The organism is Streptomyces sp. RGM 3693 (assembly GCF_050471125.1).
GTDB lineage: Bacteria > Actinomycetota > Actinomycetes > Streptomycetales > Streptomycetaceae > Streptomyces.
This window is the reverse complement of record NZ_JBMPPQ010000003.1, coordinates 1575883-1601018: the sequence shown is the minus strand read 5'-3', so window position 1 is coordinate 1601018 and position 25136 is coordinate 1575883. Positions and strand designations below refer to the sequence as shown.

The following is a 25136-nucleotide window of genomic DNA, read 5'->3' as shown; positions in this document are numbered from 1 at the left end:
GACGGCGGATCAGCGTTCCGGTCGGACCCGGTAGAGCACCGTGGCGTGCGGCGGGACGTTCCGGGCGATCAGGGTCCGGGCGGTCCGCCCGTTCCGTCCGGTGACCAGGTCACGCAGCCGGTAGGAGTGGGCCGCCGGCAGCCCGGCCGCGCCCGCCGTGATCGACAGCGTCCGGGTGGTGCTGCCTCCGTTGAACAGCGCGATCGCCCGGTCGCCGTTGCGCAGCGGCTTGGACAGCACCGCCGCGTCCCCGTCCTGCTGCACGATGTGGCCCTGGACGCCCAGCGGGTCCTGGTTGACCGCGATCACCTCGCGGTTCCCCAGGATCGCCAGCGCCTCCGGGGACAGCTTGCCGAGGTCCGTGCTGGAGATCAGCGGGGCGGCCATCACCGACCACAGCGACATCTGGCTCTGCATCTCGTCCCGGCGCAGACCGGAGTCGCCGACCAGCAGGAAGTCGGGGTCGTTCCAGCGTCCGGGGCGCTGGAGTTCGGCGAGGTTGGCGTTGTAGCGGAAGTTTCCGGCGATGGACGCCCACTTCGCGGCCGGGGTGCTCTGCTGCACCGCGATGTCCGCCCCGCCGCGCCACAGGTTGCCCAGCTCCGCGGACCACTTGATGACCCGGTGCCAGACCGCGTCGCCGGCGAACTGGAAGTAGGCGGGCGCGGAGATCGAGAAGGTGATGGGTCGCCCGGTCGCCCGCAGCGCCCGGCTCTGCTGCGCGTACAGGTCGTGGTACGCCTGCTCCTTGCTCTGCCCCTTGGGCACCGGGACGTTGCAGCCGTCCGCCTTGAGGTAGTCCACCCCCCAGCTCGCGAAGAGCTTGGCGTCCTGCTCGAAGTGGCCGAGGCTGCCCGGGTACTTCCCGCAGGTCAGCGTGCCGACGTCCTCGTAGATGCCGAACTTCAGGCCCATCTTGTGGAGTTCCTGCCCGACGTGGGCCATACCGTGCGGGAACTTCGCCGGGTCGACGACCAGCTCGCCCTTGGGGCCGCGCTGTTTGGTCATCCAGCAGTCGTCGATGGTGACGGTGCGGTAGCCCTTGTGCGCCAGCCCGCTGCGGACCAGCGCCCGGGCGTTGTCCAGGACGACCTGCTCGTTGAGGCCGCCGCACTGGTAGTACGACCAGTTGTTCCAGCCCATCGGGGGCGTCGGCGCCAGGTTCGGGTACCCGGAGTCGTACCGGGCGCCGGGGGCGCGGGAGGGGGTGGCGGAGGCGGGAGCGGTGGCCGAGAGCAGTCCCGCCGAACAGGCGGTGACGGCGGTGAGTCCGGCGAGGGTGCGGCCGATGCGGGATACCGACGGATGGGACACGAGTCACCTCACGTGGTAGGTGGGTCGGCCGGGAAGAACGGCCGACGGGGCGGTTCCAGGGCGCGCACGGCCGGACGCTAGAAGCAGCCTGACGACTGGTCAAGAAGACGCACCGTCCGGAACAAACGATTCATTCCGCTGCCGCCGCGCGTTTCCCATCTGGCGACCACCGGCCCCCCGTGCTACTCAAGGGGCATGCCGGAACGGACTTCGTACGACGTCGTCATCGTCGGTGGCGGCCACAACGGCCTGGTGGCCGCCGCCTATCTCGCCCGCGCCGGACGGAGCGTGCTGGTGCTGGAGAGGTTGGACCACACCGGCGGCGCGGCCGTCTCCACCCGCGCGTTCACCGGGGTCGACGCCCGACTGTCCCGCTACTCCTACCTCGTCAGCCTGCTGCCCCCGAAGATCGTCCGGGACCTCGGGCTCCGCTTCGCGGTCCGCAAGCGCACCGTCTCCTCGTACACCCCCGCCGTGCGCGACGGCCACCCGACCGGCCTGCTGGTCGGCGGCGGCGAGGCCCGCACCCGCGCCTCCTTCGCGCAACTGACCGGATCGGACCGGGAGTACGCCGCCTGGGAGGACTTCTACGGCACCACCCGCAGGCTCGCCGAGAAGGTCTTCCCCACCCTCACCGAACCGCTCCCCACCCGCGCCGCGCTCCGCGCCCGGATCGCCGACGACGCCACCTGGCACGCCCTCTTCGAACGCCCCCTGGGCGAAGTGATCGAGGCGACCTTCCGCGACGACCTGGTGCGCGGCGTGGTCCTCACCGACGGGCTGATCGGCACCTTCGCCACCGCCCACGACCCGACGCTCCGTCAGAATTGCTGCTTCCTCTACCACGTGATCGGCGGCGGCACCGGCGACTGGGACGTCCCCCTCGGCGGTATGGGCGCCCTCACCGACGCGCTCGCCGACGCCGCCCGCCGGGCCGGCGCCGAACTCGTCACCGGCTGCCCGGTCACCGCCCTCGCCACCGACGGCCGCACCGCGGAGGTCACCACCGAAGGACGCGGCACGATCGGCGCCCGCCACGTCCTGGTCAACGCCGCGCCCCGCGAACTGGCCCGGCTGCTCGGCGAGCCCGCCCCGCCGCCCGCCGAAGGCGCCCAGCTCAAGGTGAACATGCTGCTCACCCGGCTACCCCGGCTCCGCGACCCGCGCACCGACCCGCGCGAGGCGTTCTCCGGCACCTTCCACATCGCCGAGGGATACGCCCAGTTGGAGACCGCCCACCGGGAGGCCGCGGCCGGCCGGCTGCCCGCCGCGCCCCCGTCGGAGATCTACTGCCACTCCCTGACTGACCCCTCCATCCTCGGCCCCGACCTCGTCCGCCGGGGCTACCACACCCTCACCCTCTTCGGACTGCACACGCCCGCCCGGCTGTTCGCCGCCGACACCGCCGAGAGACCAGCCACCCGCGACCGCCTGCTGGCCGCCACCCTCGCCCAGCTGGACGCCCACCTCGCCGAACCGCTCGCCGACTGCCTGGCCCGGGACGCCGACGGCCGCCCCTGCGTCGAGGCCCGCACCCCCCTCGACCTCGACCGTGAACTGGGGCTCCCGGGCGGCAACATCTTCCACCGCGAGCTGGCCTTCCCCTACGTCGACGACGCGGACGCCCTCACCACCACCGCCGCCCGCTGGGGCGTCGCCACCGGCCACGCCAACGTCCTGCTGTGCGGCGCGGGCGCGCTCCGCGGCGGCGGGGTGAGCGGCATCCCCGGCCACAACGCGGCGATGGCGGTACTGGGGGAGGGGTGAGGGGTGAGCGCGGTGGGCGGTGGGGAGCGAGGCCCTGTTCGCGGTCTGCTCACCCGGCACCCGACACCCGGCACCCGACACCCGGCACCCGACACTCGGCCTCCGGCGGCGAGTTTCTGACGTAGCATCAGAAAATCTCTTCCCTCGTGCGGCACGCTGCGGCATCCTGCGCCCATGCAGACGGAGCTGAGCAACGCGCTGGGAGTCGAGCACGCCGTCTTCGGGTTCACGCCCTTTCCCGCGGTCGCCGCGGCCATCACCCGGGCCGGCGGCTTCGGGGTGCTCGGCGCGGTCCGCTACACCGCGCCCGCCGAACTGGCCCGGGACCTCGACTGGATGCAGCGGCACACCGACGGGCTGCCCTACGGCCTCGACGTCGTCATGCCCGCCACGAAGGTGGAGGGCGTCAGCGAGGCCGACGTCGAGGCGATGATCCCCGACGAGCACCGCCGGTACGTCGAGGCGCTCTTGGGCAAGTACGACGTGCCGCCGCTCGCCCCCGGCGAGGCGTCCGGCTGGCGGATCACCGGCTGGATGGAACAGGTCGCCCGCACCCAGCTCGACGTGGCCTTCGACTACCCGATCAAGCTGCTCGCCAACGCCCTCGGCTCCCCGCCCCCCGACGTCGTCGCCCGCGCCCACGACCACGGCATCCGGGTCGCCGCGCTGGCCGGCAGCCCGCGCCACGCACTGCACCACAAGGCCGCCGGTATCGACGTCGTGGTGGCCCAGGGGTACGAGGCCGGCGGCCACACCGGGGAGATCGCCACCATGGTGCTCACCCCGGAAGTGGTCGCCGCCGTCGACCCGTTGCCGGTGCTCGCCGCCGGCGGGATCGGCACCGGCGAGCAGATCGCCGCCGGACTCGCCCTGGGCGCCCAGGGCGTCTGGCTCGGCTCGATCTGGCTCACCACCGAGGAGGCCGACCTGCACTCCCGGCGGCTGACCGCGAAACTCCTCGCCGCCGGCCCCGGCGACACCGTCCGCTCCCGCGCCCTGACCGGCAAACCCGCCCGCCAACTGCGCACCGCCTGGACCGACGCCTGGGACGACCCCAGCGGCCCCGGCACCCTCCCGATGCCGCTCCAGGGCCTGCTGGTCGCCGAAGCCAACTCCCGCATCCAACGGCACGAGGTCGAGCCGCTGCTCGGCACCCCGGTCGGCCAGATCGTCGGCCGGATGACCAGCGAACGCAGCGTCCAGGCCGTCTTCGACGACCTCACCCGCGGCTTCGAGCGCGCCATCGACCGCATCAACCGCATCGCCGGCCGCGCCTGACCCGCCGACCCGCCGATGTGCCACCGCCTGAGGAGGACACGACCATGACCGACACCCCCAACGGCTTCTGGGCCCAGGCCACCGCCGACCCCGGCCGGACGGTCCTGATCGCGCCGGACGGCGAGGAGTGGACCGCCGGCCGGCTGCACGCCGCCACCAACCGGCTGGTCCACGGGCTGCGCGCGGCCGGACTGGAACGCGGCGACGCCTTCGCCGTGGTCCTCCCCAACGGCGTGGAGTTCTTCACCGCCTACCTCGCCGCCTCCCAGGCAGGCTTCTACCTCGTCCCGGTCAACCACCACCTGGTCGGCCCGGAGATCGCCTGGATCGTCGCCGACTCCGGCGCCAAGGTGCTGATCGCCCACGAGCGGTTCGGTGACGCGGCCCGGCAGGCAGCCGACGGGGCGGGCCTGGCGGCCGAGGCGCGCTACGCCGTCGGCACCGTCGCCGGCTTCCGCCCCTACCCCCAACTCCTCGACGACCAGCCGGAGTCCGCGCCCGCCGACCGGACCCTGGGCTGGGTGATGAACTACACCTCCGGCACCACCGGCCGCCCCCGCGGCATCCGCCGCCCGCTGCCCGGTAAACCCCCCGAGGAGACCCACCTCGGCGGCTTCCTCGGCATCTTCGGCATCCGGCCGTTCGACGACAACGTCCACCTGGTCTGCTCGCCGCTCTACCACACCGCCGTCCTGCAATTCGCCGGCGCCTCCCTGCACATCGGCCACCGCGTCGTCCTGATGGACAAGTGGACCCCACAGGAGATGCTGCGCCTGATGGAGCGGCACCGGTGCACCCACACCCACATGGTCCCCACCCAGTTCCACCGCCTCCTCGCCCTCCCCGAGGACGTCCGGAGCGGCTACGACGTCGCGTCGATGCGGCACGCCATTCACGGCGCCGCACCCTGCCCCGACCACGTCAAACGCGCCATGATCGACTGGTGGGGCGGCTGCGTCGAGGAGTACTACGCGGCCAGCGAGGGCGGCGGCGCCTTCGCCACCGCCGAGGACTGGCTGAAGAAGCCCGGCACGGTCGGCCGGGCCTGGCCGATCAGCGAACTCGCGGTCTTCGACGACGACGGCAACCGCCTGCCGGCCGGCCAACTCGGCACCGTCTACATGAAGATGACCACCGGCGGCTTCGCCTACCACAAGGACGCGGACAAGACCCGGAAGAACCGCATCGGCGACTTCTTCACCGTCGGCGACCTCGGCTACCTCGACGAGGACGGCTACCTCTTCCTCCGCGACCGCAAGATCGACATGATCATCTCCGGTGGGGTCAACATCTACCCCGCCGAGATCGAGTCGGTGCTCCTCGCCCACCCGGCCGTCGCCGACGCCGCCGCCTTCGGCATCCCGCACGACGACTGGGGCGAGGAGGTCAAGGCCGTCATCGAGCCCGCCGACGGCCACCGGGCCGGACCGGAACTGGCCACCGAGATCCTCGACCACTGCGCCCGCCAACTGGCCGCCTACAAACGCCCCCGCTCCGTCGACTTCACCACCGCCCTGCCCCGCGACCCCAACGGCAAGCTCTACAAGCGGCGGCTCCGCGACCCGTATTGGGAGGGCCGGGAGCGCGCCGTGTGACCCACCGCCGCACCGGACGCCGCACCCCTAAGGCAACGGGAACGGCCCCGGCCGCAACGGCTAGCCTGGACCCCTAACGCGGCTCGTGCCGAGGAATCTCATCGGAGCGCACGCACGGTCCTCAGGGGGAAGTCGAACAGGTGGAGCAAGGGGCAGAAGACCTCGGGGGTGAGCTGCGGCAGCTGTACCGGGGGGCCGGAAGTCCGGCCGTGGACAAGCTCGTCGAGCTGTCCCAGGTGCGGCTGCCGGTCAGCCAGTGGCCGACCCCGTCGACCGTCCACGGCTGGTTCCACGACGGTGCGGCACCCGCCTCGTGCGCGGTCCTGCTGGTCTTCGTCGAGCTGTTGGACGGCTTCGCCCGACAGGCCAGCGACGGCGCCCACCTGCCGCGCTCCGCCCAGTGGTGGGAACTGCTGTGGTACCGCACCACCCGGCCGCCGTCGAACACCCCGGACGGCACCGGCGGAACCGCTCCGACGGTCGGGACCAGCGACAACGTCGTCGAGGGCCACGCCCTCCTCGGCCCCACGGTGCAGGCCGGGGCAATCAACGGCGGTGTGCACGTCCACCCGCCGGCCGACCCCGGCGCCGTGCCGCCCCCGCCCGGCCTACCGCCGCAGCGGGACCCCCGGGTCGTCATCCGGGTGCAACGGGGCACGGAGACGATCGAGTTCTACGATGAGGGGCTGGCCCGCATCTGGATCACCGCGGTGCTCGACCAGCGGCACACCGAAGACGGGAGGCGGGACGATGAGCACTGACCACGGGATCGATCCGGCGACCGCACTGCGGGCCGCGGAAATCTTGGAATCCCCGCGCCGGCTGCACCAGGGGCTGGAGGAGACGGACGACGCGATCGCCACCCTGGACAAGGTCCTCACCGCCACCCCTCCGGGACCGCTGCGCATCACCATCCTGTCCAACCTGGGCCTGATCCGCATGGTCCGGTTCCAACTCACCTCCTCCCTGGCCGACCTCGACGCCGCCATCCACTGCTTCCGGGAAGCGCAGACGGCACACACCGCCCACCTCCCGGAGGGCAGCCACCCCGAGCTGAGCGCCACCATCCCGAACCTGATCGGCGCCCTGCACGCCCGGGCCGAATACACCGGCAACTGGGACGACCTCGACGAAGCGATCGTCGTCGGCCGCGAGGCGGCGGTCCGTATCCCGCCCGGTCTGCCCCAGCGCTCCGCGGCGCTCGCCAGCCTCAGCAGCGCCCTGCGCATCCGCTACGAACGCGACGGCTACGAGGGCGATCTGACGGAGGCCATCGACCTGGGCCGGCAGGCCAGCACGGACCTGCCCGTGGACCACCCGCGGCAGGGCGCGGTGCTGTCCAACCTCGGCAGTTCCCTCCTGGCGGCGGGGCTGCTGGCGGACGCCGTCCGCGCCTACGAGCAGGCCGTCGCACGGTTCGAGGCGGCGGGCAACCGCCACGGCCGGGCCCGTACCCTCACCAACCTCGCCGCGGCGCTGGCCCAGGCCGGCCGCATCGACGCGGCGCTGGAGGTGTCCTGGCAGGCCCTGGCGGGATTCCGGGACCTCGGGGACGCGTCCGGCGAGGCTCGGGTGAAGAAGAACGTCGCCTCGTTCCTGGCCGGGTGGGAGGAGTCCGCCGAGCGGGACGCGCGGCAGACCCGGGCCGTGTACGAGCGCGTCATCGAGGACTGCGTGCGGATCCTGGGGGCGGACGACGCCACCACCCGGAGCCTGACGGACCGCCTGACCGCGCTGCCGCCCGGCGCGGCACCCGCCGGCGACCTGCCCTGACCCGCCCGGGTCCGGTGCCTTGACCGGCTCCCGGACACGCCCCAGGATCGCCGCATGACGGATGCCACGGATGCAACGGGCGCGCGGCGCAACACGGTCGACGGGGTCCTGCGGCGCAGCGCGCGCCGGGTACCGGAGCGGACGGCGGTCCGGTACGCCGGACGGAGCTGGAGCTACCGCGCACTGGACGACGCGGTGACCGCCGCCGCGCGGGTACTGCTGGCCGAGGGCCTGAGCCCCGGCGACCGGGTGGCGTCCTACGGGCACAACTCCGACGCCTACCTGATCGGATTCCTGGCCTGCGCCCGCGCCGGCCTGGTGCACGTACCGGTCAACCACGGCCTGACCGGCGAGGAACTGCACTACATCCTGACGCAGTCCGGCAGCGCCCTGGTGCTCACCGACCTCGCCCTGGCGTCCCGGCTGCCGGACACGGTACGGGCGGTGCCGCTGCACGGCGCGCCGGACGGGCTGCTGGAGCGGCTGGCGCAGCAGCCGGCGGAACCCGGGGATCCGACCGGTGCCGGCGCACTTCCCGAGGCGTCCGACGACACCCTCGTCCAGTTGCTCTACACCTCCGGGACCACCGCCCTCCCCAAGGGCGCGATGATGACCCACCGGGCCCTGGTGCACGAGTACACCAGCGCGATCGTCGCCCTCGACCTGAAGGAGAGCGACCATCCGGTCCACTCGCTGCCGCTCTACCACTCCGCGCAGCTGCACGTCTTCCTGCTGCCCTATCTGGCGGTCGGGGCGGAGAACACCATCGTGGACGGACCCGATCCGGAGCGGATCTTTGCGCTGGTGGAAGCGGGCCGGGCGGACAGCCTGTTCGCCCCGCCCACGGTCTGGATCGCGCTCGCCAACCACCCCGGCTTCGGCGACCGGGACCTGACCGGGCTGCGCAAGGCGTACTACGGCGCCTCGATCATGCCGGTGCCCGTACTGGAACGGCTCCGCGCCCGGCTGCCGCGGCTGGCCTTCTACAACTGCTTCGGACAGAGCGAGATCGGCCCGCTGGCCACCGTCCTGGGCCCGGACGAGCACGCCGGCCGGATGGACTCCTGCGGGCGCCCGGTGCTGTTCGTCGAGGCACGGGTGGTGGACGAGGACGGCCGGGAGGTGCCGGACGGCACCCGGGGCGAGGTCGTCTACCGCTCGCCGCAGCTGTGCGCCGGGTACTGGGACAAGCCGGAGGAGACCGCGGAGGCGTTCCGGGACGGCTGGTTCCACTCCGGCGACCTGGCCGTCCGGGACGCGGCCGGCTACTTCACGGTGGTGGACCGGGTCAAGGACGTCATCAACTCCGGTGGTGTCCTGGTCGCCTCGCGCCAGGTGGAGGACGTGCTCTACGCGCATCCGCAGGTCGCCGAGGTCGCGGTCATCGGGTTGCCGGACGAGCGGTGGATCGAGGCGGTGACCGCGGTGGTGGTCCGGCGCGCCGACGGCGCGGGCGAGGCGGGCCGGGCGGACGACGCGGACGGGCACGGCGTGGTGGGGGAGGCGGAGCTGATCGCCGCGGCGCGGGAGCGGTTGGCGCCGTTCAAGGTGCCCAAGCGGGTGGTGTTCGTGGACGCGCTGCCCCGCAACGCCAGCGGCAAGGTCCTCAAGCGTGCGCTGCGCGAGCGGTTCGGCACCCGCTGAGCGGCGCGCGGACGGCGACTGTCAGTGCCCCCTGCCATGCTGGGAATCGCCATTGACCACCGTGTGATCGGAGCTCCCTCATGCTGACGACCCACTACGTCCCGGGCGCGCCCAACTGGCTCGACCTCGGCGCCCCCGACGTCGACGCCGCCGCTGCTTTCTATGCCGCGGTCCTCGGCTGGACCTTCCAGTCGGCCGGCCCCGAGAGCGGTGGCTACGGCTTCTTCCAGCTCGACGGCAAGACGGTGGGCGCGGTCGGCCCGCTGACGGAGGAGGGTGCCGGCTCGGCCTGGACCGCGTACTTCCACACCGCGGACGCGGACGCCACCTGCAAGGCGGTGGAGGAGGCCGGCGGCCGGGTCCGGGTCGCCCCGATGGACGTCTTCACCGCCGGCCGGCTGGCCATGCTCACCGACCCGACCGGCGCCGACTTCGCCGTCTGGCAGCCGGGCGACGTCAACGGCCTGGACGCCGTCATGGAGCCGAACACCCTGTGTTGGACGGAGCTCTACACCACCGACGCCGCCGCGGCCAGGGAGTTCTACCGCACGGTGTTCTCGTGGGGCTACCAGGACATGCCGATGGGTGGCGACCTGGTCTACAGCATCGCCTCCGCCCCCGGCGCCGGTCAGGGCGAGGACACCGCGCACGGCGGCATCCTGCAGCTCCAGCAGGACAACCTGGACGCCGGCTCGACCTCCGAGTGGCACCCGTACTTCGGCGTCACCGACTGCGACGCCACGTACAACGCCGCCCTTGAGCACGGCGCCACCACCCTCATCCCGCCGATGGACACCCCCGGCGTCGGCCGGTTGGCCATGGTGACGGACCCGGCCGGTGCTCCTTTCGCGCTGATCAAGGGGGACCCGTCGATGACCTGACGTCACCCGTCCCGGCGGGCGTCCACGATGCGCTTGAACTTCCCGACCGAGCGCTCCAGGGTCTCCGGATCGACGATCTCGACGCCGACGGTGACCCCGATGCCGTCCTTGACGCCGCGGGCGATCCGGTCGACGGCGGCCGTCCGGTCGTCCGCCGTGGCGTCCGGCCGGGCCTCGGCGCGGACGGTCAGCTGGTCCAGCCGTCCCTCGCGGGTCAGCCGCAGCTGGAAGTGGGGGGCGACCCCAGGGGTGCGCAGCACGATCTCCTCGATCTGCGCCGGGAAGAGATTGACCCCGCGCAGGATGATCAGGTCGTCGCTGCGCCCGGTGATCTTCTCCATCCGGCGGAAGGCCGGGCGGGCGGTGCCGGGCAGCAGCCGGGTCAGGTCCCGGGTGCGGTAGCGGATGACCGGCATGGCCTCCTTGGTGAGGGAGGTGAGGACCAGTTCGCCGTGCGCACCGTCCGGCAGCACCTCCCCGGTGATCGGGTCGACCACCTCCGGATAGAAGTGGTCCTCCCAGATGTGCAGCCCGTCCTTGGTCTCCACGCACTCCTGCGCCACGCCCGGGCCCATCACCTCCGACAGGCCGTAGATGTCCACGGCGTCGATGGCGAACCGCTCCTCGATCTCCCGGCGCATCTCCTGTGTCCAGGGTTCGGCGCCGAAGATGCCGATCTTCAGCGAGGTCGAGCGGGGATCGACGCCCTGCCGCTCGAACTCGTCGAGCAGGGTGAGCATGTACGACGGGGTCACCATGATGATCTCGGGACGGAAGTCCTGGATCAGCTGCACCTGACGGCTGGTCATCCCGCCGGACGCCGGGACGACCGTACAACCGAGCCGCTCCGCGCCGTAGTGCGCGCCGAGCCCGCCGGTGAACAGCCCGTAACCGTAGGCGATGTGGACGGTGTGCCCGGGCCGGCCGCCCGCCGCGCGGATCGACCGGGCCACCAGGTCCGCCCAGTTCGAGAGGTCCCGCTCGGTGTAGCCGACGACCGTGGGCCGCCCGGTGGTGCCGCTGGAGGCGTGCAGGCGCCGCACCCGCTCCTTGGGCACGGCGAACATCCCGAACGGGTAGTGCGCCCGCAGATCGTCCTTCGCCGTGAAGGGGAAGCGGGCCAGGTCCGCCATCGAGCGGCAGTCCTCGGGCCGCACGCCTGCCCCGTCGAACGCCTCCCGGTAGAAGGGGACGTGTTCGTAGGCGTGTTGCAACGCGGCGCGCAGCCGGGTGACTTGGAGTGTGTGCAGGGCGTCTGCCGAGAGCCGCTCCGCGTCGTCGCACCAGTCGGCCCCGCAGGCCCCGCCGATCGTCCCGCTGTCCGTCGCCACTTCCGGCATGGATCTCACCGCCTCGTCTCCCTACCGATCATTCGGTAGCTGCGTGCGGCTCCAAGTAATCAGCGCGCGGCGAACACGTCAAGGGGCGTGCCGCGGACGGCCCACGAGTAACGTCGGGCGCATGGGTGACGTGCAGAAGGTGCAGGTTGATGACGTCCGGTTGGCATACCGCGTCTGGGGCGAGGCGGACGCGCCGCCGGCGGTACTGCTGCACAGCCTCGGGGAGGACGGTGAGGACTGGCGCGGCGTGGCCGGCCGACTGGCCGTCACGCACCGGGTCTTCGCCCTCGACCAGCGCGGTCACGGCCGCAGCGACTGGCCGGGGGAGTACGGCTTCGAGCGCTGGCGCGACGATGCGATCGGCTTCGTCCAGTCGCTCGACCTCGGCCCCGTCACGCTCATCGGCCACTCGCTGGGCGCCACCGCCGCCCTACTACTGGCCGCCCACCGCCCGGACCTGGTCTCCCAGCTGATCGTGGAGGAGCCCGCCCCGCCGGTCCCCGCCGACCCGCCGCAGCAGGTCCCGCCCCCGCCGCCCGGTCCCGCTGCCTTCGACTGGCAGGCCAAGATCGCCGTCGTGGCCGAGCGGAACGCCCCCGCTCCGCACTGGCGCGAGGCGCTGCCCGCGATCACCGCCCCCACCCTCGTCATCGCCGGCGGTCCCACCAGCCACATCCCCCAGCAGCACCTCGCCGAGCTGACCGAGGCCATCCCCACCGCCCGCCTGGTCACCATCGGGGACGCCGGCCACCTCGTTCACGAGGAACGCCCGGGGGAGTACCTGGCGGCGGTGACGTCGTTCCTGGCCGGAAGTCGGTGAGGGGGTGGGGCCGGAATACGAGCGAAAGGTGCCACGTCCTTGTTTTGACGCTTCTTCGATACCTGTCCGAGCCCGAGCTGCGTGTCCAGATCACCGCGATCACCAACCGCGCGGAGGCGTTCCACGGCTCCGCTACGCGTCTGATGATCGGCGGACGGCTGATCGGCCACAACGACCCGGACTACCAGGAGCGAGTCGTCACATTCAACGAGCTGATCGCCAACTGTGCGATCTACTCCACCGCGCTGGACATTACCGATGCGGCCAACACCCTCGTCGCCGAGGGCCAGCTCGTGGACCCCGACGACCTGGCCACCGTCAGCCCGCTGATCACGCGCACCATAACGCCGCTTCGACGACTGGCACTTGGACCTCACCCCGCCCAAGGACGTCGTCGCCACCAGGTTGGACCTGGCCCCCGGAGCGCCGTTTCCCACCGCGCCGGTGTGACGCCCCGGCGGCCTGGCTAGGCTGAACGCATGACTGATGCGGCGGGACGGGTCGAGCCGTCCGGGGTGTGGGCCACAGCCGTGGGCGTGGCCCGGGTGAGGGCGATGGAGACGGCACGCGAGCAGCCGCTGTTCCGGGACCCGCTGGCGCTGGCCTTCGCCACGGCCGGCGGGAGAGGCGCCGGGACGCCGCCGCCCCCGCGCGCGGACGAGGCGGCGCGGCGCCGCTGGCTCGGTGTGGCCTTCTCGATCGTCATCCGGACGAAGTTCCTGGACGACCTGCTGGACCGGGCGGTCGCGTCCGGCGTCCGGCAGGTCGTGCTGCTCGGAGCCGGGATGGACAGCAGGGCCTTCCGGATGGACTGGCCTGCGGGGACCCGGCTGTTCGAGGTCGACACGGCCGAACCGCTGGGCTTCAAGGCCGCGGTGCTGCGTCAGGAGCGGGCCGTTCCGCGCTGCGAGCGGATCACCGTCTCGGTCGACCTGCGCGAGGACTGGCCCGGCGCCCTGGCCGCGGCCGGGCACGATCCGGCGCAGCCGACGGTGTGGATCGCCGAGGGACTGCTGATCTATCTGCCCGAGGACGCGGTGCAGTTGCTGCTCGAACGGGTCGGCGCGCTGTCCGCTGCAGGCAGCAGGATGGGCCTGACACTGGGCTCGCGCGGTGTGGTCGAACGCTTCCGCGGGGACGCCGCTCCGGGATCGGCAGCGTCGATGTGGGTCTGGGAGATGCCGGAGGACCCGGTCGGCTGGCTGGACGGCCTCGGCTGGGAGGCGGAGACCTTCACCCTGCGTGAGCGCGCCGAGGCATACGGGCGTCCGGTGCTCACCCCGCCGCAGCAGGACGAGGGCGCCGGCGGACTGGTCTCGGCGGTCCGCGCGGCGCACTGAGCACGACGAAGGCCGGCCCCCGCGTGTGGCGGGCGCCGGCCTTCGGCTGTGCGTCCCTGCCGTCCGCTAGGCCGGCCCCGAAGTCCCAGCCCGGAGACCAGGGAACAAGTGACCCATCAGTAGCTTTCGCGGCTCGCGACTCCTTGCGCGTTCTCTGGCGTTGCGGCCTGTTCGTCGTGTTCGCGCAGCATCCGCATCACGGTGGCGGGTGAGGGGTGTTGGCCCTTCTTCGTGCCGGTGGTGATGACGAGCCGCTTGGCGATGTCGCGCAGGCTCATCTCTTGGTCGCGCAGGTGGAGGGCCGTGGACAGCATGGATTCGTCGGTGACGCCCGCGCCGCCGATGGTCTTGCCGCGCTTGCGGGCGGACTCGTGGCCTTCGAGGGTGCGGTCGCGGACGTACTCGCGTTCCCTGCCGGACATGGCGGCGAGCACGGTGAACACCATGCCGGACGGGTCGTGTGAGCCCTTCAGTTCTCCGGTGAGGAACGCCAGGTCGACGTCGCTCGCCTTCAGTTCCTCGGCGAGCGTGGCGAGTTCGATGCCGACCGGTTCGGCGCCGGCGCTCGCAGGCCGGGGCAGCTCGGTCCACACCGAACCCGGCTTGCAAACGGCAGGGGTCGGCACGCTGAAAACCTCACGACCCTGGACTGCTTCATGACGTACTGGCCGCTGGCGTGTGGCACGTTTCGCTCGTATTCCGGTCCCACCTCGTGAGGGCTCGACGGCGGGTCGAGCATCGAATTTGACGGTACGTCAGAGGCGAGCGGCGGGGTGTCGGGCGGGCTCCGGCGGAGGGTCGAGCCGCGCCCCGGCGGGGCGTGGAGCGGTGCGCCGGCACGGTGTTGAGCGGTACCTGCCGGGGAGTGGGTGTCGGTGGGGTCGGGCCCGGCCGTAAGCTCCCAGCGTCCGTAACCCTCCCGCGGCCTGCGCGCCGGGCCGCGGTTTCGAGAAAGGCTCGATGTGCAGGTGACCACCACGATGCGCCGTGCGCTGCTCGCCGGGACCGCCGCGGCGGTGCTGTTCGCCGGGGCCGGGAGCGCCGTCGCGGCGCCGTCCGCCGGGCCCGAGCGGCCGCAAACCGGGTCGGTCGGCGCCGCGCCCGCGCCGGTCGGGCAGCTCCGGCCGCTGGCCGCGTTCTCCGCCGAGCGGCTGGCCACCGCAGACCTGGTGGCCGCGGCGAAGTGGGGGACCGGCAGCCCGATCGACGACCCGGTCCGGGAGCGCGAGGTGCTGGACGCGGTGGCGGCCCAGGCCCGCCAACTGGGCGCCGACCCGGAGGCGACGGTACGGATCTTCCGGGACCAGATCGAGGCGAACAAGCTCGTCCAGCGCGGGCTGTACCGCCGCTGGACGGCGGACCCGACGCAGGCGCCCACCACCCGGCCGGATCTCGCCCGGGTCCGCGCGGAGATCAACCGGATCAACGGGGAACTGGTCCGGGCCATCGCCGCGTCCCCGCAGGCCCGTAGGGCGCCGGGCTGTGTGCCGTGGCTGACGGTGTCCGCGCTGCGGGTGGGTCAGGAGCGGCATCTGGACGTGCTGCACGCGGCGGGGTTGGCCCGGTCGCTGCGCTCGGTCTGCGGGGGCTAGCCGGCGGACGGCAGTGGCGGCTCGGCGGGCGGGCGGGCGGCCGGGCGGGCGGCGACCAGGCCGGGCGAGCCGGAGCGACGCACCGGGCCGCACTGGGCTGCGCCGGCGATCCCGCCGACCCCACTCACCCGCCCACCCGCGGCTCACGCCTCCCGTTCGCCCGTCGCCACCGCCTTCGCCCAGCGGTAGTCCGCCTTGCCGCTGGGCGACCGCTGGATGCGGTCGGTGAAGACGACCTGGCGCGGGACCTTGTAGCCGGCCAGTCGCGTCCGGCAGTGTGACTGGAGGTCCGTGAGATCCAACGGACGTGCATCCGAGCGGAGTTGGACCACGGCGGCGACCCGGTTGCCCCAGCGGCCGTCCGGGACGCCGGCCACCAGCGCGTCGTAGACGTCCGGATGCGCCTTGAGCGCCTGCTCGACCTCCTCCGGATAGATCTTCTCCCCGCCGGAGTTGATGCACTGCGAACCCCGCCCCAGCACGGTGACCACACCGTCGGCGTCGACGGTCGCCATGTCGCCGAGCAGCACCCACCGGTCGCCGTCCGCCTCGAAGAAGGTCTCGGCGGTCTTCGCCGGGTCGTTGTAGTAGCCGAGCGGGACGTGCCCGCGCAGTGCGAGGCGGCCCGCCGCGCCGACCTCCGCCGGCCGGAGCGTGGCCGGATCCACCACCGCCATGCGCGGGTTGACGTTCAGCCGGAAGCCCTTGTCCGGGCCGGAGTCGTCGGTGGCGGTGCCGTTGAAACCGGACTCCGAGGAGCCGAAGTTGTTCAGCAGCAGCGCGTTCGGGACCAGCGCGCTGAACTGGGCGCGGACCGTGTCGGAGAGGATCGCCCCGGAGCTGCTGACACTGAACAGGGACGAGCAGTCGGTCCCCTTGAGCGGGCCGCCGAGCGCATCCACCAGCGGCCGCAACATCGCATCGCCCACCAGGGAGACGCTGGTGACCCGCTCCCGCTCGATGGTGCGCAGCACCTCTTCCGGCGCGAACTTGCTGTGCAGGACGACCTTCTGGCCGAAGTGGAAGGCGATGAACGCGGTGAGCGTCGAGGTGCCGTGCATCAGCGGGGGCGTCGGGAAGAAGACCAGGCCCTCGCCGCCGGCCGCCACCCGCTCGGCCAGTTCCTGCGGGCGGCCGACCGGCTCACCGGTCGGTGCGCCGCCGCCCATCCCGGAGAAGAAGATGTCCTCGTGGCGCCACATCACGCCCTTGGGCATGCCGGTGGTCCCGCCGGTGTAGATGACGATCCGGTCGTCGGCGGAGCGTGGCCCGAATCCGCGGGCGGGGGAGCTGGCCGCCGCGGCCTCCGTCAGCGGTACCGGCGCGATCCGCGGCTCGGCGACCCCGGCGGGCGGGGCGTCGACCCGTACCAGGTGCCGTAGCTTCGGTGCCTGCGGCAGGGCGCCGGCCACCCGCCCGGTGAACTCCGCGTCGAAGACCAGTGCCACCAGGTCGGCGTCCCGGTAGAGGTAGACCAACTCCTCCTCGACGTACCGGTAGTTGACGTTGACCGGGACGGCGCGGATCTTCAGGCAGGCGTAGACGGACTGGAGGTACTCGACGCCGTTGTAGAGGTGCAGTCCGACGTGGTCGCCGGGGCCGATGCCCTGGTCGGCGAGGTGGTGGGCCAGCCGGTTGGCGGCGCGGTCCAGCTCGGCGTAGGTGAGTCGCCGCTCGGCGCCGGTGCCCGGATGGTCGAGGTGCACCAGCGCCTCGCGGTCGGGAACGGTGTCGACGATCGACTCGAAGAGGTCGGCGAGGTTGTACTCCATGGCTCCTCCAGACCGGGCGGGCGTCGGCTCGGCCGTCATTAGAGCGCCGTCGCCAAGCGCAGGGAAGGGCCCCGACCAAGAAAACTGACTGGTCGTCAGAAAAGCCTTGAACTCGTCGTGCGGCTACTGCAACCTGTTCTACGTCGTGAGACGGGAGGACGGAATGGGCGGGACCGAACACGCCGCGACCGCACCGGCTCGGCCGGAGGACGCGGGCACCGAACACCTCACCGTGACGCGCACCGGCGCGACACTGGTGCTCACCCTCAACCGGCCGGAGGCCAAGAACGCACTGTCCCTGCCGATGCTGGTCGGCCTCCACGACGGTTGGCTCGCCGCCGATGCCGACGACGGCATCCGGTCGATCGTGCTGACCGGCGCCGGCGGCTCCTTCTGCGCCGGCATGGACCTCAAGGCGCTGGCCGGGGGCGGGATGGCCGGCGAGGAGTACCGGGAACGGCTGCGCGCCGATCCCGATCTGCACTGGAAGGCGATGCTGCGCCACCACCGCCCGCGCAAACCGGTGATCGCCGCCGTCGAGGGCCACTGCGTCGCCGGCGGCACGGAGATCCTCCAGGGCACCGACATCCGGGTCGCCGGCGAGAGCGCCACCTTCGGGCTCTATGAGGTCCGCCGCGGCCTGTTCCCCATCGGTGGCTCCACCGTGCGCCTGGCCCGCCAGATCCCCCGCACCCACGCCCTGGAGATGCTGCTCACAGGCCGCCCCTACCCGGCACCCGAGGCGGCCCGGATCGGCCTGATCGGCCAGGTCGTCCCCGACGGCACCGCGCTGGCGAAGGCCCTGGAGATCGCCGAGCGGATCAACGCCTGCGGCCCGCTCGCCGTCGAAGCGGTCAAGGCGTCCGTCTACGAGACCGCCGACCTGACCGAGGCCGACGGGCTCGCCGCCGAACTCGCCCGCGGCTGGCCGATCTTCGACACCGCCGACGCCAAGGAGGGCTCCCGGGCCTTCGCCGAGAAGCGCCCACCGGTCTTCCGGCGCGCCTGACCCCACCCGACCGAGGAGTCCGCCATGTCAGAGGTCCTCACCGCGCCGCTCGTCGTCGAATTCCCCTTCACCCGCTCGCTCGGCCCGGTCCAGAGCGCCTTCCTCACTGGGCTGCGCGAACGCACCGTCCTCGGGGTCCGGGCCCGCGACGGCCGGGTGGTGGTGCCGCCCGTCGAGTACGACCCGGTCACCGCCGACGAACTCCGCGACCTGGTCGAGGTCGCCCCGACCGGCACCGTCACCACCTGGGCCTGGAACCCGTCCCCGCGCCGCGGCCAGCCGCTCGACACCCCCTTCGCCTGGGCCCTGGTCCGGTTCGACGGCGCCGACACCGCCCTCCTGCACGCCCTGGACGCACCCGATCCGGACGCCGTGCACACCGGTATGCGGGTCCGCGTCCGCTGGGCGGCCGAACGCACCGGCGCGATCACCGACATCGCCTGCTTCGAACCCGCCGACAGTGAAGTGACGGAACGTCAAGTTCGCCCATACAGCGGCGAGTTCGCCGAACCAGTCACCGGAATCACCGCCCCGGCCCGGCTCGACTACACCTACGCACCCGGCCGCACCCAGTCCCGCTACCTCCAGGCACTCGCCGAACGGAAGACCGTCGGCGAACGCTGCCCGGCCTGCCGCAAGGTCTACGTCCCGCCCCGCGGCGCCTGCCCCACCTGCGGGGTCGCGACCGGCGAGCCGGTCGAGGTCGGCCCCCGCGGCACCGTCACCACCTACTGCATCGTCAACATCAAGGCCCGCAACCTCGACATCGAGGTGCCCTACGTCTACGCCCACATCGCCCTGGACGGCGCCGACCTGGCACTGCACGCCCGGATCGGCGGCATCCCCTACGACCAGGTGCGGATGGGGCTACGAGTGGAACCCGTCTGGACCGACGGCGCCCGCCACCCCGACCACTACCGCCCCACCGGCGAGCCCGACGCCGACTACGACAGCTACAAGGAGCTGATCTGATGCCCGAGCCAGTGCGCGGCCCGGTGCGCGAGGTCGCCATCGTCGCCTTCGGGCAGAGCGAACACCTCCCGGACAGCGCGGCGACCTCCGAGGTCGAGATGGTGATGCCGGTCCTGCACGACGTGCTCGCGCAGACCGGCCTGGCGGCCCGGGACATCGGCTTCACCTGCTCCGGCTCCTCCGACTACCTCGCCGGCCGCGCCTTCTCCTTCACCATGGCCCTGGACGGCGTCGGCGCCTGGCCGCCGATCTCCGAATCCCACGTCGAGATGGACGGCGCCTGGGCCCTGTACGAAGCCTGGGTCAAGATCCTCACCGGCGAGGCCGACACCGCGTTGGTCTACGCGTACGGCAAGTCCTCGCCCGGCGACGTCCGCGAGGTCCTCACCCGCCAACTCGACCCCTACTACGTCGCCCCGCTCTGGCCCGACTCCGTGGCGCTCGCCGCCCTCCAGGCCCAGGCACTCCTCGACGCCGGACACACCGACGCACGCGAACTGGCCGCGATCGGCGCGCGCAGCCGCGGCGGGGCGGACGCTGCCCCCGGCCGGCAGGTCGTCGGCCCGCTGCGCACCGGCGACTGCCCGCCGGTGGTGGACGGCGCCGCCGCGGTGATCCTCGCCGCCGGCGACACCGCCCGCCGCCTCACCGACCGGCCTGCCTGGATCCGCGGCCTGGACCACCGCATCGAGGCGCACAGCCTGGGCGTCCGCGACCTCACCGACTCGCCCTCGACCCGGCTCGCCGCCGAACGCGCCGGGGCCTTCGACGCGCCGGTGGACACCGCCGAACTGCACGCCCCGTTCAGCTCCCAGGAGGTCGTGCTGCGCCGCGCCCTGCGGCTCGACGCACCCGGCAGCACGGTCCGCATCAACCCGTCCGGCGGTGCCCTGGCCGCCAACCCCGTGATGGCCGCCGGGCTGATCCGCCTCGGCGAGGCCGCCGCCGCCATCCAGCGCGGCGAGGCGGACCGCGCCCTGGCGCACGCCACCTCGGGGCCGTGCCTACAGCAGAACCTGGTCGCCGTCCTGGAGGGGGAGCGATGAGCAACGCAGCGACCGCGAAGGAGCCGGTGGCCGTCGTCGGCATCGGCCAGACCAAGCACGTCGCCGCCCGGCGCGACGTCTCGATCGCCGGACTCGTCCGCGAGGCCGCCCAACGGGCCCTGGAAGACGCCGAGTTGACCTGGGCGGAGATCGACGCGGTGGTGATCGGCAAGGCCCCCGACTTCTTCGAGGGGGTGATGATGCCGGAGCTCTACCTCGCCGACGCGCTCGGCGCCGTCGGCAAACCGATGCTCCGGGTGCACACCGCCGGCTCGGTCGGCGGCTCCACCGCCCTGGTCGCGACCAACCTCGTCGCCGCCCGCGTGCACCGCACGGTCCTCACCCTCGCCTTCGAGAAGCAGTCCGAGTCCAACGCCATGTGGGGCCTGTCCCTGCCGATCCCCTTCCAACAGCCCCTGCTGGCCGGCGCCGGCGGATTCTTCGCCCCCCACGTCCGGGCCTACATGCGGCGCACCGGCGCCCCCGACACCATCGGCTCCCTGGTCGCCTACAAGGACCGCCGCAACGCACTGAAGAACCCCTACGCCCACCTCCACGAGCACGACCTCACCCTGGAGAAGGTCCAGTCCTCGCCGATGCTCTGGGACCCGATCCGCTACTCCGAGACCTGCCCCTCCTCCGACGGTGCCTGCGCCATGGTCCTCACCGACCGGGCCGGCGCCGCCCGCTCCCCGCGCCCGCCGGCCTGGGTGCACGGCGGGGCGATGCGCAGCGAACCCACCCTCTTCGCCGGCAAGGACTTCGTCTCCCCGCAGGCCGGCAAGGACTGCGCCGCGGACGTCTACCGGCAGGCCGGGATCACCGACCCGCGCCGCCAGATCGACGCCGTCGAGATGTACGTCCCGTTCTCCTGGTACGAGCCGATGTGGCTGGAGAACCTCGGCTTCGCCGACGAGGGCGAGGGTTGGAAGCTCACCGAGTCCCAGGTCACCGAACTCGACGGCGACCTGCCCGTCAACCCCTCCGGCGGGGTGCTCTCCACCAACCCCATCGGCGCCTCCGGAATGATCCGCTTCGCCGAGGCCGCCCTCCAGGTGCGCGGCCAGGCAGGCGACCACCAAATCGACGGCGCTCGGCGGGCGTTGGGGCACGCCTACGGCGGTGGCGCACAGTTCTTCTCGATGTGGTTGGTGGGCGCCGAAACCCCGGCGAGCTGACCCTCCGGCGCCCGCCGGACGTCCCCCTGTCCGTCCCCGGGCGCAGTCGTTACCTGACCACGGACGACGACCGGGAGGAGCGATCACGTGGCCGAGGGCATCACCGACCAGCGGCTCGCGGGCGGGCCCAGGCCCGAACTCGACCTGACCCACGCGGACTGGCATACGAGCACGCGGGGCGTCGGCGGAGACGTCCAGATCGCCTTCGTCGAGGGCTACGTCGCGATGCGCAACGGCCGCAGCCCGGAGATACCGGCACTGATCTTCACCCCCGCCGAGTGGCGCGGCTTCGTCCTCGGCGCCCGCGAGGGCGAATTCGACCTGACCTGACGGATATTGACGTAGCGTCACCGAAGGCCCGCCCCCGCCCCGCGGCGGGGGCGGACCCGTCAGGTGAGCACCACGCACCCCCGCGCCCGCAGGGCCCGGACCGGCGCGGCCGCGTCGTCCACCGCGTTCCAGCGCAGATCCAACTTCTCCAGCGCCGGCAGGTCGGCGACCCACGCCGGCAGGTCACCGATCCGATTGCCGCGCAGATCCAGCCACCGCAGCAGCGGCAGCCCCCGCAGCGCCCCGGGGACCTGTGGCAGCGCATTGTCGCGCAGCTCCAGCACGCGCAGCGCGCCGAGCCCCGCGACCCCGTCCGGCAACGCGGTCAGCGCATTGCCGCCCAGCCACAGTTCACGGAGCCGGCGCAGCCGCCCCACCGACGCCGGCAAAACCGTCAACTCGGCCCGCTGCACACGGAGTTCGACCAACCCCACCATCGCCCCGATCCCCTCAGGCAGCCGTCCGAGCGGATTGTCCCCGGCATTGAGGTAGCCCAGCCGGTCCAGCCGGCAGAGCGCGTCCGGCAGGGCGGTGAGGCGGTTGTCGTGGACATAGAGGTAGCGGGTCAGGCACCCGGCCAACGCACCGAGCTCCGCGGGGAGCGACGCCAGCGCGTTGTGACCGAGGTCGAGGGTGTGCAGGCGGCGCAGTCGACCGAGCGCGGCGGGGACCTCGGTGAGGTCGTTGTCCGCCAGGATCAGCACCGCGCAGTCCTGGTTCCGCCACACCTCACTCGGCACGGAACTCAGGCCGGCCTGCCAGTAGTTGAGGTGATCCGACGGCGGTCGCGCGGTCACGGCCACGGATCCAGCTCGGGCAGCGGACCGGCGACCCCCGCGCGCTCACCCACCAGCGGGGCGTGCGGGGTGCGGCCCGCCCACCAGGCCGCGAGCGCGGTGAGCGGACCGCGCACGGTCACCACCGGACCGTCGGCGGGACCGTACCGGCGCACCGCCGCCGGATCGTCCGTCGGTGCCAGGACGAGCCGGACGCCCTCGGGTGCCCGCGGCGCCAGATGGTCCAGGAGGTGGTGGCACAGTTCCCGCGGCCACTGGTCGGCGCCGGGGCCGAGTCCGGCGTCCGTCGTGTGGATCGTCAGCTCCCGCCACCAGGCCAGCAGCGCGTCGCGCAACGCGCCGTTGCGGTAGCCCACCGGACGGGACCAGTCCTCCGGACCGACCGCCGCCCAGGCCGCGGACGCCTCCGTCAGCGCGTCCTCGACCGCCGCCCGCAGGGCCGCGGCAGTGCGCCGGGAGCCCTCCTCGATGGCGGCGGCGCGAGCCGGCCAGCCACCGTCGTACGGCTCGATCAGCGCACCGCGCAGGGCGTAGCGGGCCTGGCGGGCCATCGCCAGGCCGATGCCCTCGATATGCGCGAGGACATGGGCGCGGGACCAGTCCGGCAGGGCGCTGGGCTCCCGCACCACGGCGTCGGTCAGGCCGGGCAGCAGCGCCCGCAACTGCGCGTGCCCGGTCTCGACCGCCTCGCGTACGGCCTCGGCGGTCGGCTCCGCCAGCGGCGTCACGGCGGCGTCGTTCGTCAGGGCCACAGCAGTTCCTTCGTCCAGGTGGTGCCGGCGCGGCGGTATGCCAGCCGGGTGTGGTTGCGGTCCTTGGCGCCCTGCCAGAACTCCACCGACTCCGCCCGAACGGTGTGCAGCGTCCACGCGGCCGGCACCAGTCCGGGATCGTCGGCCAGTCGCTCGGCGGCGCCGGCCATCGCGGTGTCCCGTTCGGCCAGGGACGTCAGTGGTTGGCTCTGCCGGCCGAGCAGTGCCTCGGCACGTGCCCCGGCGCTCCGGGCCAGGAAGTCGGCGGCGGACCGCTCCGCGCCCTCCCGCACCACTGGGCCCCGCACCCGCACCTGGCGGGCGAGCGGCTGCCAGTAGAAGGTCAGCGCCGCATACGGGCGGGCGGCCAGCTCACGGCCCTTGACGCTGCCGTCGTGCGCCGCGAAGCGCCAGCCCGCCGCGTCGACGTCCTTGAGGATCAGGGTGCGCGCGGACGGCGTGCCGTCGGCGTCGGCGGTGGCGAGTGTCATCGCGTGCGGCTCGGGGACCTGCGCCCGGATGGCGCCGAGCAGCCATCGGGTGAACAACTCCACCGGATCGTCGGGCGTCGCCGCCGGGTCGAAGACCGGCAGCTCACCCCCGAACACCGGCAGATCGCGGAGCAGTTGACGGAGATCGGCCATGCCTCCCCCTCAGGTAGCTAATGGTTGAGCGTGACCGTACCATTAGCCGCATGGAAGCAACGCGGCTCGCCCTCGATCTCGCCGTCACCATCCGGCACGACGGACACGGCGGCGTCGCCGACGACCTGACCGACACCGCCGGGCTCACGGCCTGGGTGCGCGACCGCGCCACCGCACTGGACTGCGCCGAGGACGGCCCGCCCGCCGCGGACCAGGCACTGCTCACCGCCGTACGGGAGCTGCGCGCCGCGGTCCGCTCGCTGTTCGCCCGCGCCGTACGCCCGGGCCCGCCCAGCTCCGCCGACGCCCACCGACTGCTCCCCGAGGACCAGGCGCTGGCCCGCCTGAACGCCGCCGCGGCCCGGGTCCCGACCGCACCCCGGCTCCTCTGGGAGCCGGACGCACCCCCCGTGCTGCGCGACCTCCCGCTCGGCTCCCCGCCCGCCGCCGACCGGCTCACCGCCGCACTGGCCCGGGCCGCCCTCGCCTTCCTCGGCGGCCCGGACCGCGAACAGCTGCGGGCCTGCCCGGCCCCGCGCTGCGTCCGCTACTTCGTGAAGGACCACGCCCGCCAGGAGTGGTGCACACCGTCCTGCGGCAACCGCGCCCGGGTCGCCCGCCACCACGCCCGGCGCCACCAGACGGAGGGCGGCTGAGGACGCCGCCGACCTGCACCGGAGGCGGGCATCCGGGCGGCGCGCCGGGTCGGGCCACGTACGATGGCGGCATGTCCTTCCTCCGCCGCCGCAGCGCAGCCACGCCCGCCGGTCCAGACTTCGACGTACTCGCCATGGACCCGGGGGACTGGCCCGGCAATCTCGGGGCCGGGCTGCTGCCCGCGCCCGACGGGAGCTGCCAGGGCGTCTTCCTCCGTTACGACCTGTTCGGCGGCCGCGGCCCGGCGATGATCATCGGCAACCTGCCGGAGGGCTCCCCGGCCCGCGAGGTCGAGGAGGGGCAGGTGCCCTTCGAGGTGGCCCAACTGCTCGCGGCGCTCGACAACGACGAGCCGGTGACGGTCGTCGAGACCGAGGACACCCCCGTGATGCACCAGGACAACCTCCTGATCGTCAAGCGCATCAAGTGTTCCGAGAGCCGCATCTCCTGCGTGCAGTTCGACCGCAGTGACGGTGTGCTGGTGACCATCGCCAGCTGGGACCGCCCGATCACCGACGATCTCTACGCCCTGCTCAAGCCGCTGCCCGCGGAGCTGTTCCAGCAGGGCTGACCCGGCGGACCGGTCGCTGCACGCAGCACGCGCCCGGTGGACGGCTTCGGGCCGCCACCGGGCG

Annotated in this window: 26 protein-coding genes; 18 read left to right on the top strand and 8 right to left on the bottom strand. The window is 72.9% G+C overall.

The features are described from left to right. Positions 1–9: 9 nt before the first annotated feature. A complete protein-coding gene (locus ACO0M4_RS35540; RefSeq protein ID WP_430375195.1) occupies positions 10–1314 on the bottom strand; it encodes a glycoside hydrolase family 27 protein in 1305 nt (434 codons plus the stop codon). 195 nt (positions 1315–1509) lie between these two features. On the opposite strand from ACO0M4_RS35540, the gene ACO0M4_RS35535 reads away from it, so the two are divergent. From ACO0M4_RS35535 to ACO0M4_RS35505, 7 genes are all read left to right on the top strand, one after another. Continuing rightward, complete coding sequence (locus ACO0M4_RS35535; RefSeq protein ID WP_430375194.1) at positions 1510–3081, top strand: phytoene desaturase family protein; 1572 nt, start codon at positions 1510–1512, stop codon at positions 3079–3081. 174 nt (positions 3082–3255) lie between these two features. Next, positions 3256–4359: an NAD(P)H-dependent flavin oxidoreductase gene (locus ACO0M4_RS35530; protein WP_430375193.1), complete on the top strand. Its 1104-nt coding sequence runs from the start codon at positions 3256–3258 to the stop codon at positions 4357–4359. Between the two features lie 44 nt (positions 4360–4403). After that, entirely contained in the window at positions 4404–5954 is a 1551-nt protein-coding gene (locus tag ACO0M4_RS35525; protein WP_430375192.1) for an acyl-CoA synthetase, read from the top strand. Positions 5955–6163: 209 nt separating this feature from the next. After that, positions 6164–6715, top strand: coding sequence for a hypothetical protein (locus tag ACO0M4_RS35520; protein ID WP_430375191.1), 552 nt, complete (start codon positions 6164–6166; stop codon positions 6713–6715). Continuing rightward, positions 6705–7727 carry a tetratricopeptide repeat protein gene (locus tag ACO0M4_RS35515; protein ID WP_430375190.1) on the top strand — a complete coding sequence of 341 codons (1023 nt, stop codon included), beginning with the start codon at positions 6705–6707 and terminating at the stop codon, positions 7725–7727. Before ACO0M4_RS35520 ends, ACO0M4_RS35515 begins: the two co-directional genes overlap by 11 nt. Before the next feature lie 54 nt (positions 7728–7781). After that, a complete protein-coding gene (locus tag ACO0M4_RS35510) occupies positions 7782–9371 on the top strand; it encodes an acyl-CoA synthetase (protein WP_430375189.1) in 1590 nt (529 codons plus the stop codon). 80 nt (positions 9372–9451) lie between these two features. Further along, a complete protein-coding gene (locus tag ACO0M4_RS35505; RefSeq protein ID WP_430375188.1) occupies positions 9452–10252 on the top strand; it encodes a VOC family protein in 801 nt (266 codons plus the stop codon). 2 nt (positions 10253–10254) lie between these two features. Here the strand turns inward: ACO0M4_RS35505 and paaK are convergent, their stop codons facing one another. Continuing rightward, positions 10255–11592 carry a phenylacetate--CoA ligase PaaK gene (gene paaK, locus ACO0M4_RS35500; protein WP_430375372.1) on the bottom strand — a complete coding sequence of 446 codons (1338 nt, stop codon included), beginning with the start codon at positions 11590–11592 and terminating at the stop codon, positions 10255–10257. A gap of 121 nt (positions 11593–11713) precedes the next feature. On the opposite strand from paaK, the gene ACO0M4_RS35495 reads away from it, so the two are divergent. From ACO0M4_RS35495 to ACO0M4_RS35485, 3 genes are read left to right on the top strand one after another with little or no spacing between them, the layout of a single operon-like run. Next, positions 11714–12412 carry an alpha/beta fold hydrolase gene (locus ACO0M4_RS35495; protein ID WP_430375187.1) on the top strand — a complete coding sequence of 233 codons (699 nt, stop codon included), beginning with the start codon at positions 11714–11716 and terminating at the stop codon, positions 12410–12412. A gap of 44 nt (positions 12413–12456) precedes the next feature. Beyond that, a complete protein-coding gene (locus tag ACO0M4_RS35490; protein WP_430375186.1) occupies positions 12457–12882 on the top strand; it encodes a Tn3 family transposase in 426 nt (141 codons plus the stop codon). A 9-nt stretch (positions 12883–12891) separates the two neighbouring features. Continuing rightward, positions 12892–13752: a class I SAM-dependent methyltransferase gene (locus ACO0M4_RS35485; protein ID WP_430375185.1), complete on the top strand. Its 861-nt coding sequence runs from the start codon at positions 12892–12894 to the stop codon at positions 13750–13752. A 116-nt stretch (positions 13753–13868) separates the two neighbouring features. Here ACO0M4_RS35485 and ACO0M4_RS35480 read toward each other — a convergent pair whose 3' ends face one another. Beyond that, a complete protein-coding gene (locus tag ACO0M4_RS35480) occupies positions 13869–14378 on the bottom strand; it encodes a recombinase family protein (protein ID WP_430375184.1) in 510 nt (169 codons plus the stop codon). A 354-nt stretch (positions 14379–14732) separates the two neighbouring features. Here ACO0M4_RS35480 and ACO0M4_RS35475 point away from each other — a divergent pair, with 354 nt between their 5' ends. Continuing rightward, entirely contained in the window at positions 14733–15344 is a 612-nt protein-coding gene (locus ACO0M4_RS35475; protein ID WP_430375370.1) for a chorismate mutase, read from the top strand. Here ACO0M4_RS35475 and ACO0M4_RS35470 read toward each other — a convergent pair. Next, positions 15341–15472, bottom strand: a complete 132-nt coding sequence (locus ACO0M4_RS35470; RefSeq protein ID WP_430375183.1) for a hypothetical protein — start codon at positions 15470–15472, stop codon at positions 15341–15343. The genes ACO0M4_RS35475 and ACO0M4_RS35470 overlap by 4 nt on opposite strands. Positions 15473–15487: 15 nt before the next feature. Next, the gene (locus ACO0M4_RS35465) at positions 15488–17116 is read right to left on the bottom strand and encodes an acyl-CoA synthetase (protein ID WP_430375182.1); all 1629 of its coding nucleotides are present in this window, start codon (positions 17114–17116) and stop codon (positions 15488–15490) included. Between the two features lie 163 nt (positions 17117–17279). On the opposite strand from ACO0M4_RS35465, the gene ACO0M4_RS35460 reads away from it, so the two are divergent. The 5 genes from ACO0M4_RS35460 to ACO0M4_RS35440 all read left to right on the top strand — a co-directional run bounded on the left by ACO0M4_RS35460 (position 17280) and on the right by ACO0M4_RS35440 (position 21651). Next, positions 17280–18125, top strand: coding sequence for a crotonase/enoyl-CoA hydratase family protein (locus ACO0M4_RS35460; protein ID WP_390017731.1), 846 nt, complete (start codon positions 17280–17282; stop codon positions 18123–18125). Between the two features lie 24 nt (positions 18126–18149). Next, the gene (locus ACO0M4_RS35455; RefSeq protein WP_430375181.1) at positions 18150–19097 is read left to right on the top strand and encodes a Zn-ribbon domain-containing OB-fold protein; all 948 of its coding nucleotides are present in this window, start codon (positions 18150–18152) and stop codon (positions 19095–19097) included. Then, positions 19097–20143: a thiolase domain-containing protein gene (locus ACO0M4_RS35450; protein ID WP_430375180.1), complete on the top strand. Its 1047-nt coding sequence runs from the start codon at positions 19097–19099 to the stop codon at positions 20141–20143. Before ACO0M4_RS35455 ends, ACO0M4_RS35450 begins: the two co-directional genes overlap by 1 nt. After that, complete coding sequence (locus tag ACO0M4_RS35445; protein ID WP_430375179.1) at positions 20140–21321, top strand: thiolase domain-containing protein; 1182 nt, start codon at positions 20140–20142, stop codon at positions 21319–21321. The genes ACO0M4_RS35450 and ACO0M4_RS35445 overlap by 4 nt, the downstream gene beginning before the upstream one ends. Positions 21322–21408: 87 nt before the next feature. Beyond that, entirely contained in the window at positions 21409–21651 is a 243-nt protein-coding gene (locus ACO0M4_RS35440; RefSeq protein ID WP_430375178.1) for a DUF397 domain-containing protein, read from the top strand. A gap of 59 nt (positions 21652–21710) precedes the next feature. Here ACO0M4_RS35440 and ACO0M4_RS35435 read toward each other — a convergent pair whose 3' ends face one another. The 3 genes from ACO0M4_RS35435 to ACO0M4_RS35425 are packed head-to-tail and all read right to left on the bottom strand — an operon-like array spanning position 21711 to position 23844. Next, a complete protein-coding gene (locus ACO0M4_RS35435) occupies positions 21711–22448 on the bottom strand; it encodes a leucine-rich repeat domain-containing protein (RefSeq protein WP_430375177.1) in 738 nt (245 codons plus the stop codon). Then, positions 22445–23200, bottom strand: coding sequence for a maleylpyruvate isomerase family mycothiol-dependent enzyme (locus ACO0M4_RS35430; protein WP_430375175.1), 756 nt, complete (start codon positions 23198–23200; stop codon positions 22445–22447). Before ACO0M4_RS35430 ends, ACO0M4_RS35435 begins: the two co-directional genes overlap by 4 nt. Then, a complete protein-coding gene (locus ACO0M4_RS35425; RefSeq protein WP_430375174.1) occupies positions 23191–23844 on the bottom strand; it encodes a pyridoxine/pyridoxamine 5'-phosphate oxidase in 654 nt (217 codons plus the stop codon). Before ACO0M4_RS35425 ends, ACO0M4_RS35430 begins: the two co-directional genes overlap by 10 nt. A gap of 50 nt (positions 23845–23894) precedes the next feature. Here ACO0M4_RS35425 and ACO0M4_RS35420 point away from each other — a divergent pair, with 50 nt between their 5' ends. Together ACO0M4_RS35420 and ACO0M4_RS35415 are read left to right on the top strand one after the other, a co-directional pair. Continuing rightward, entirely contained in the window at positions 23895–24500 is a 606-nt protein-coding gene (locus tag ACO0M4_RS35420) for a CGNR zinc finger domain-containing protein (protein WP_430375173.1), read from the top strand. A 71-nt stretch (positions 24501–24571) separates the two neighbouring features. Further along, the gene (locus ACO0M4_RS35415; protein WP_430375172.1) at positions 24572–25072 is read left to right on the top strand and encodes a hypothetical protein; all 501 of its coding nucleotides are present in this window, start codon (positions 24572–24574) and stop codon (positions 25070–25072) included. Positions 25073–25136 lie beyond the last annotated feature (64 nt).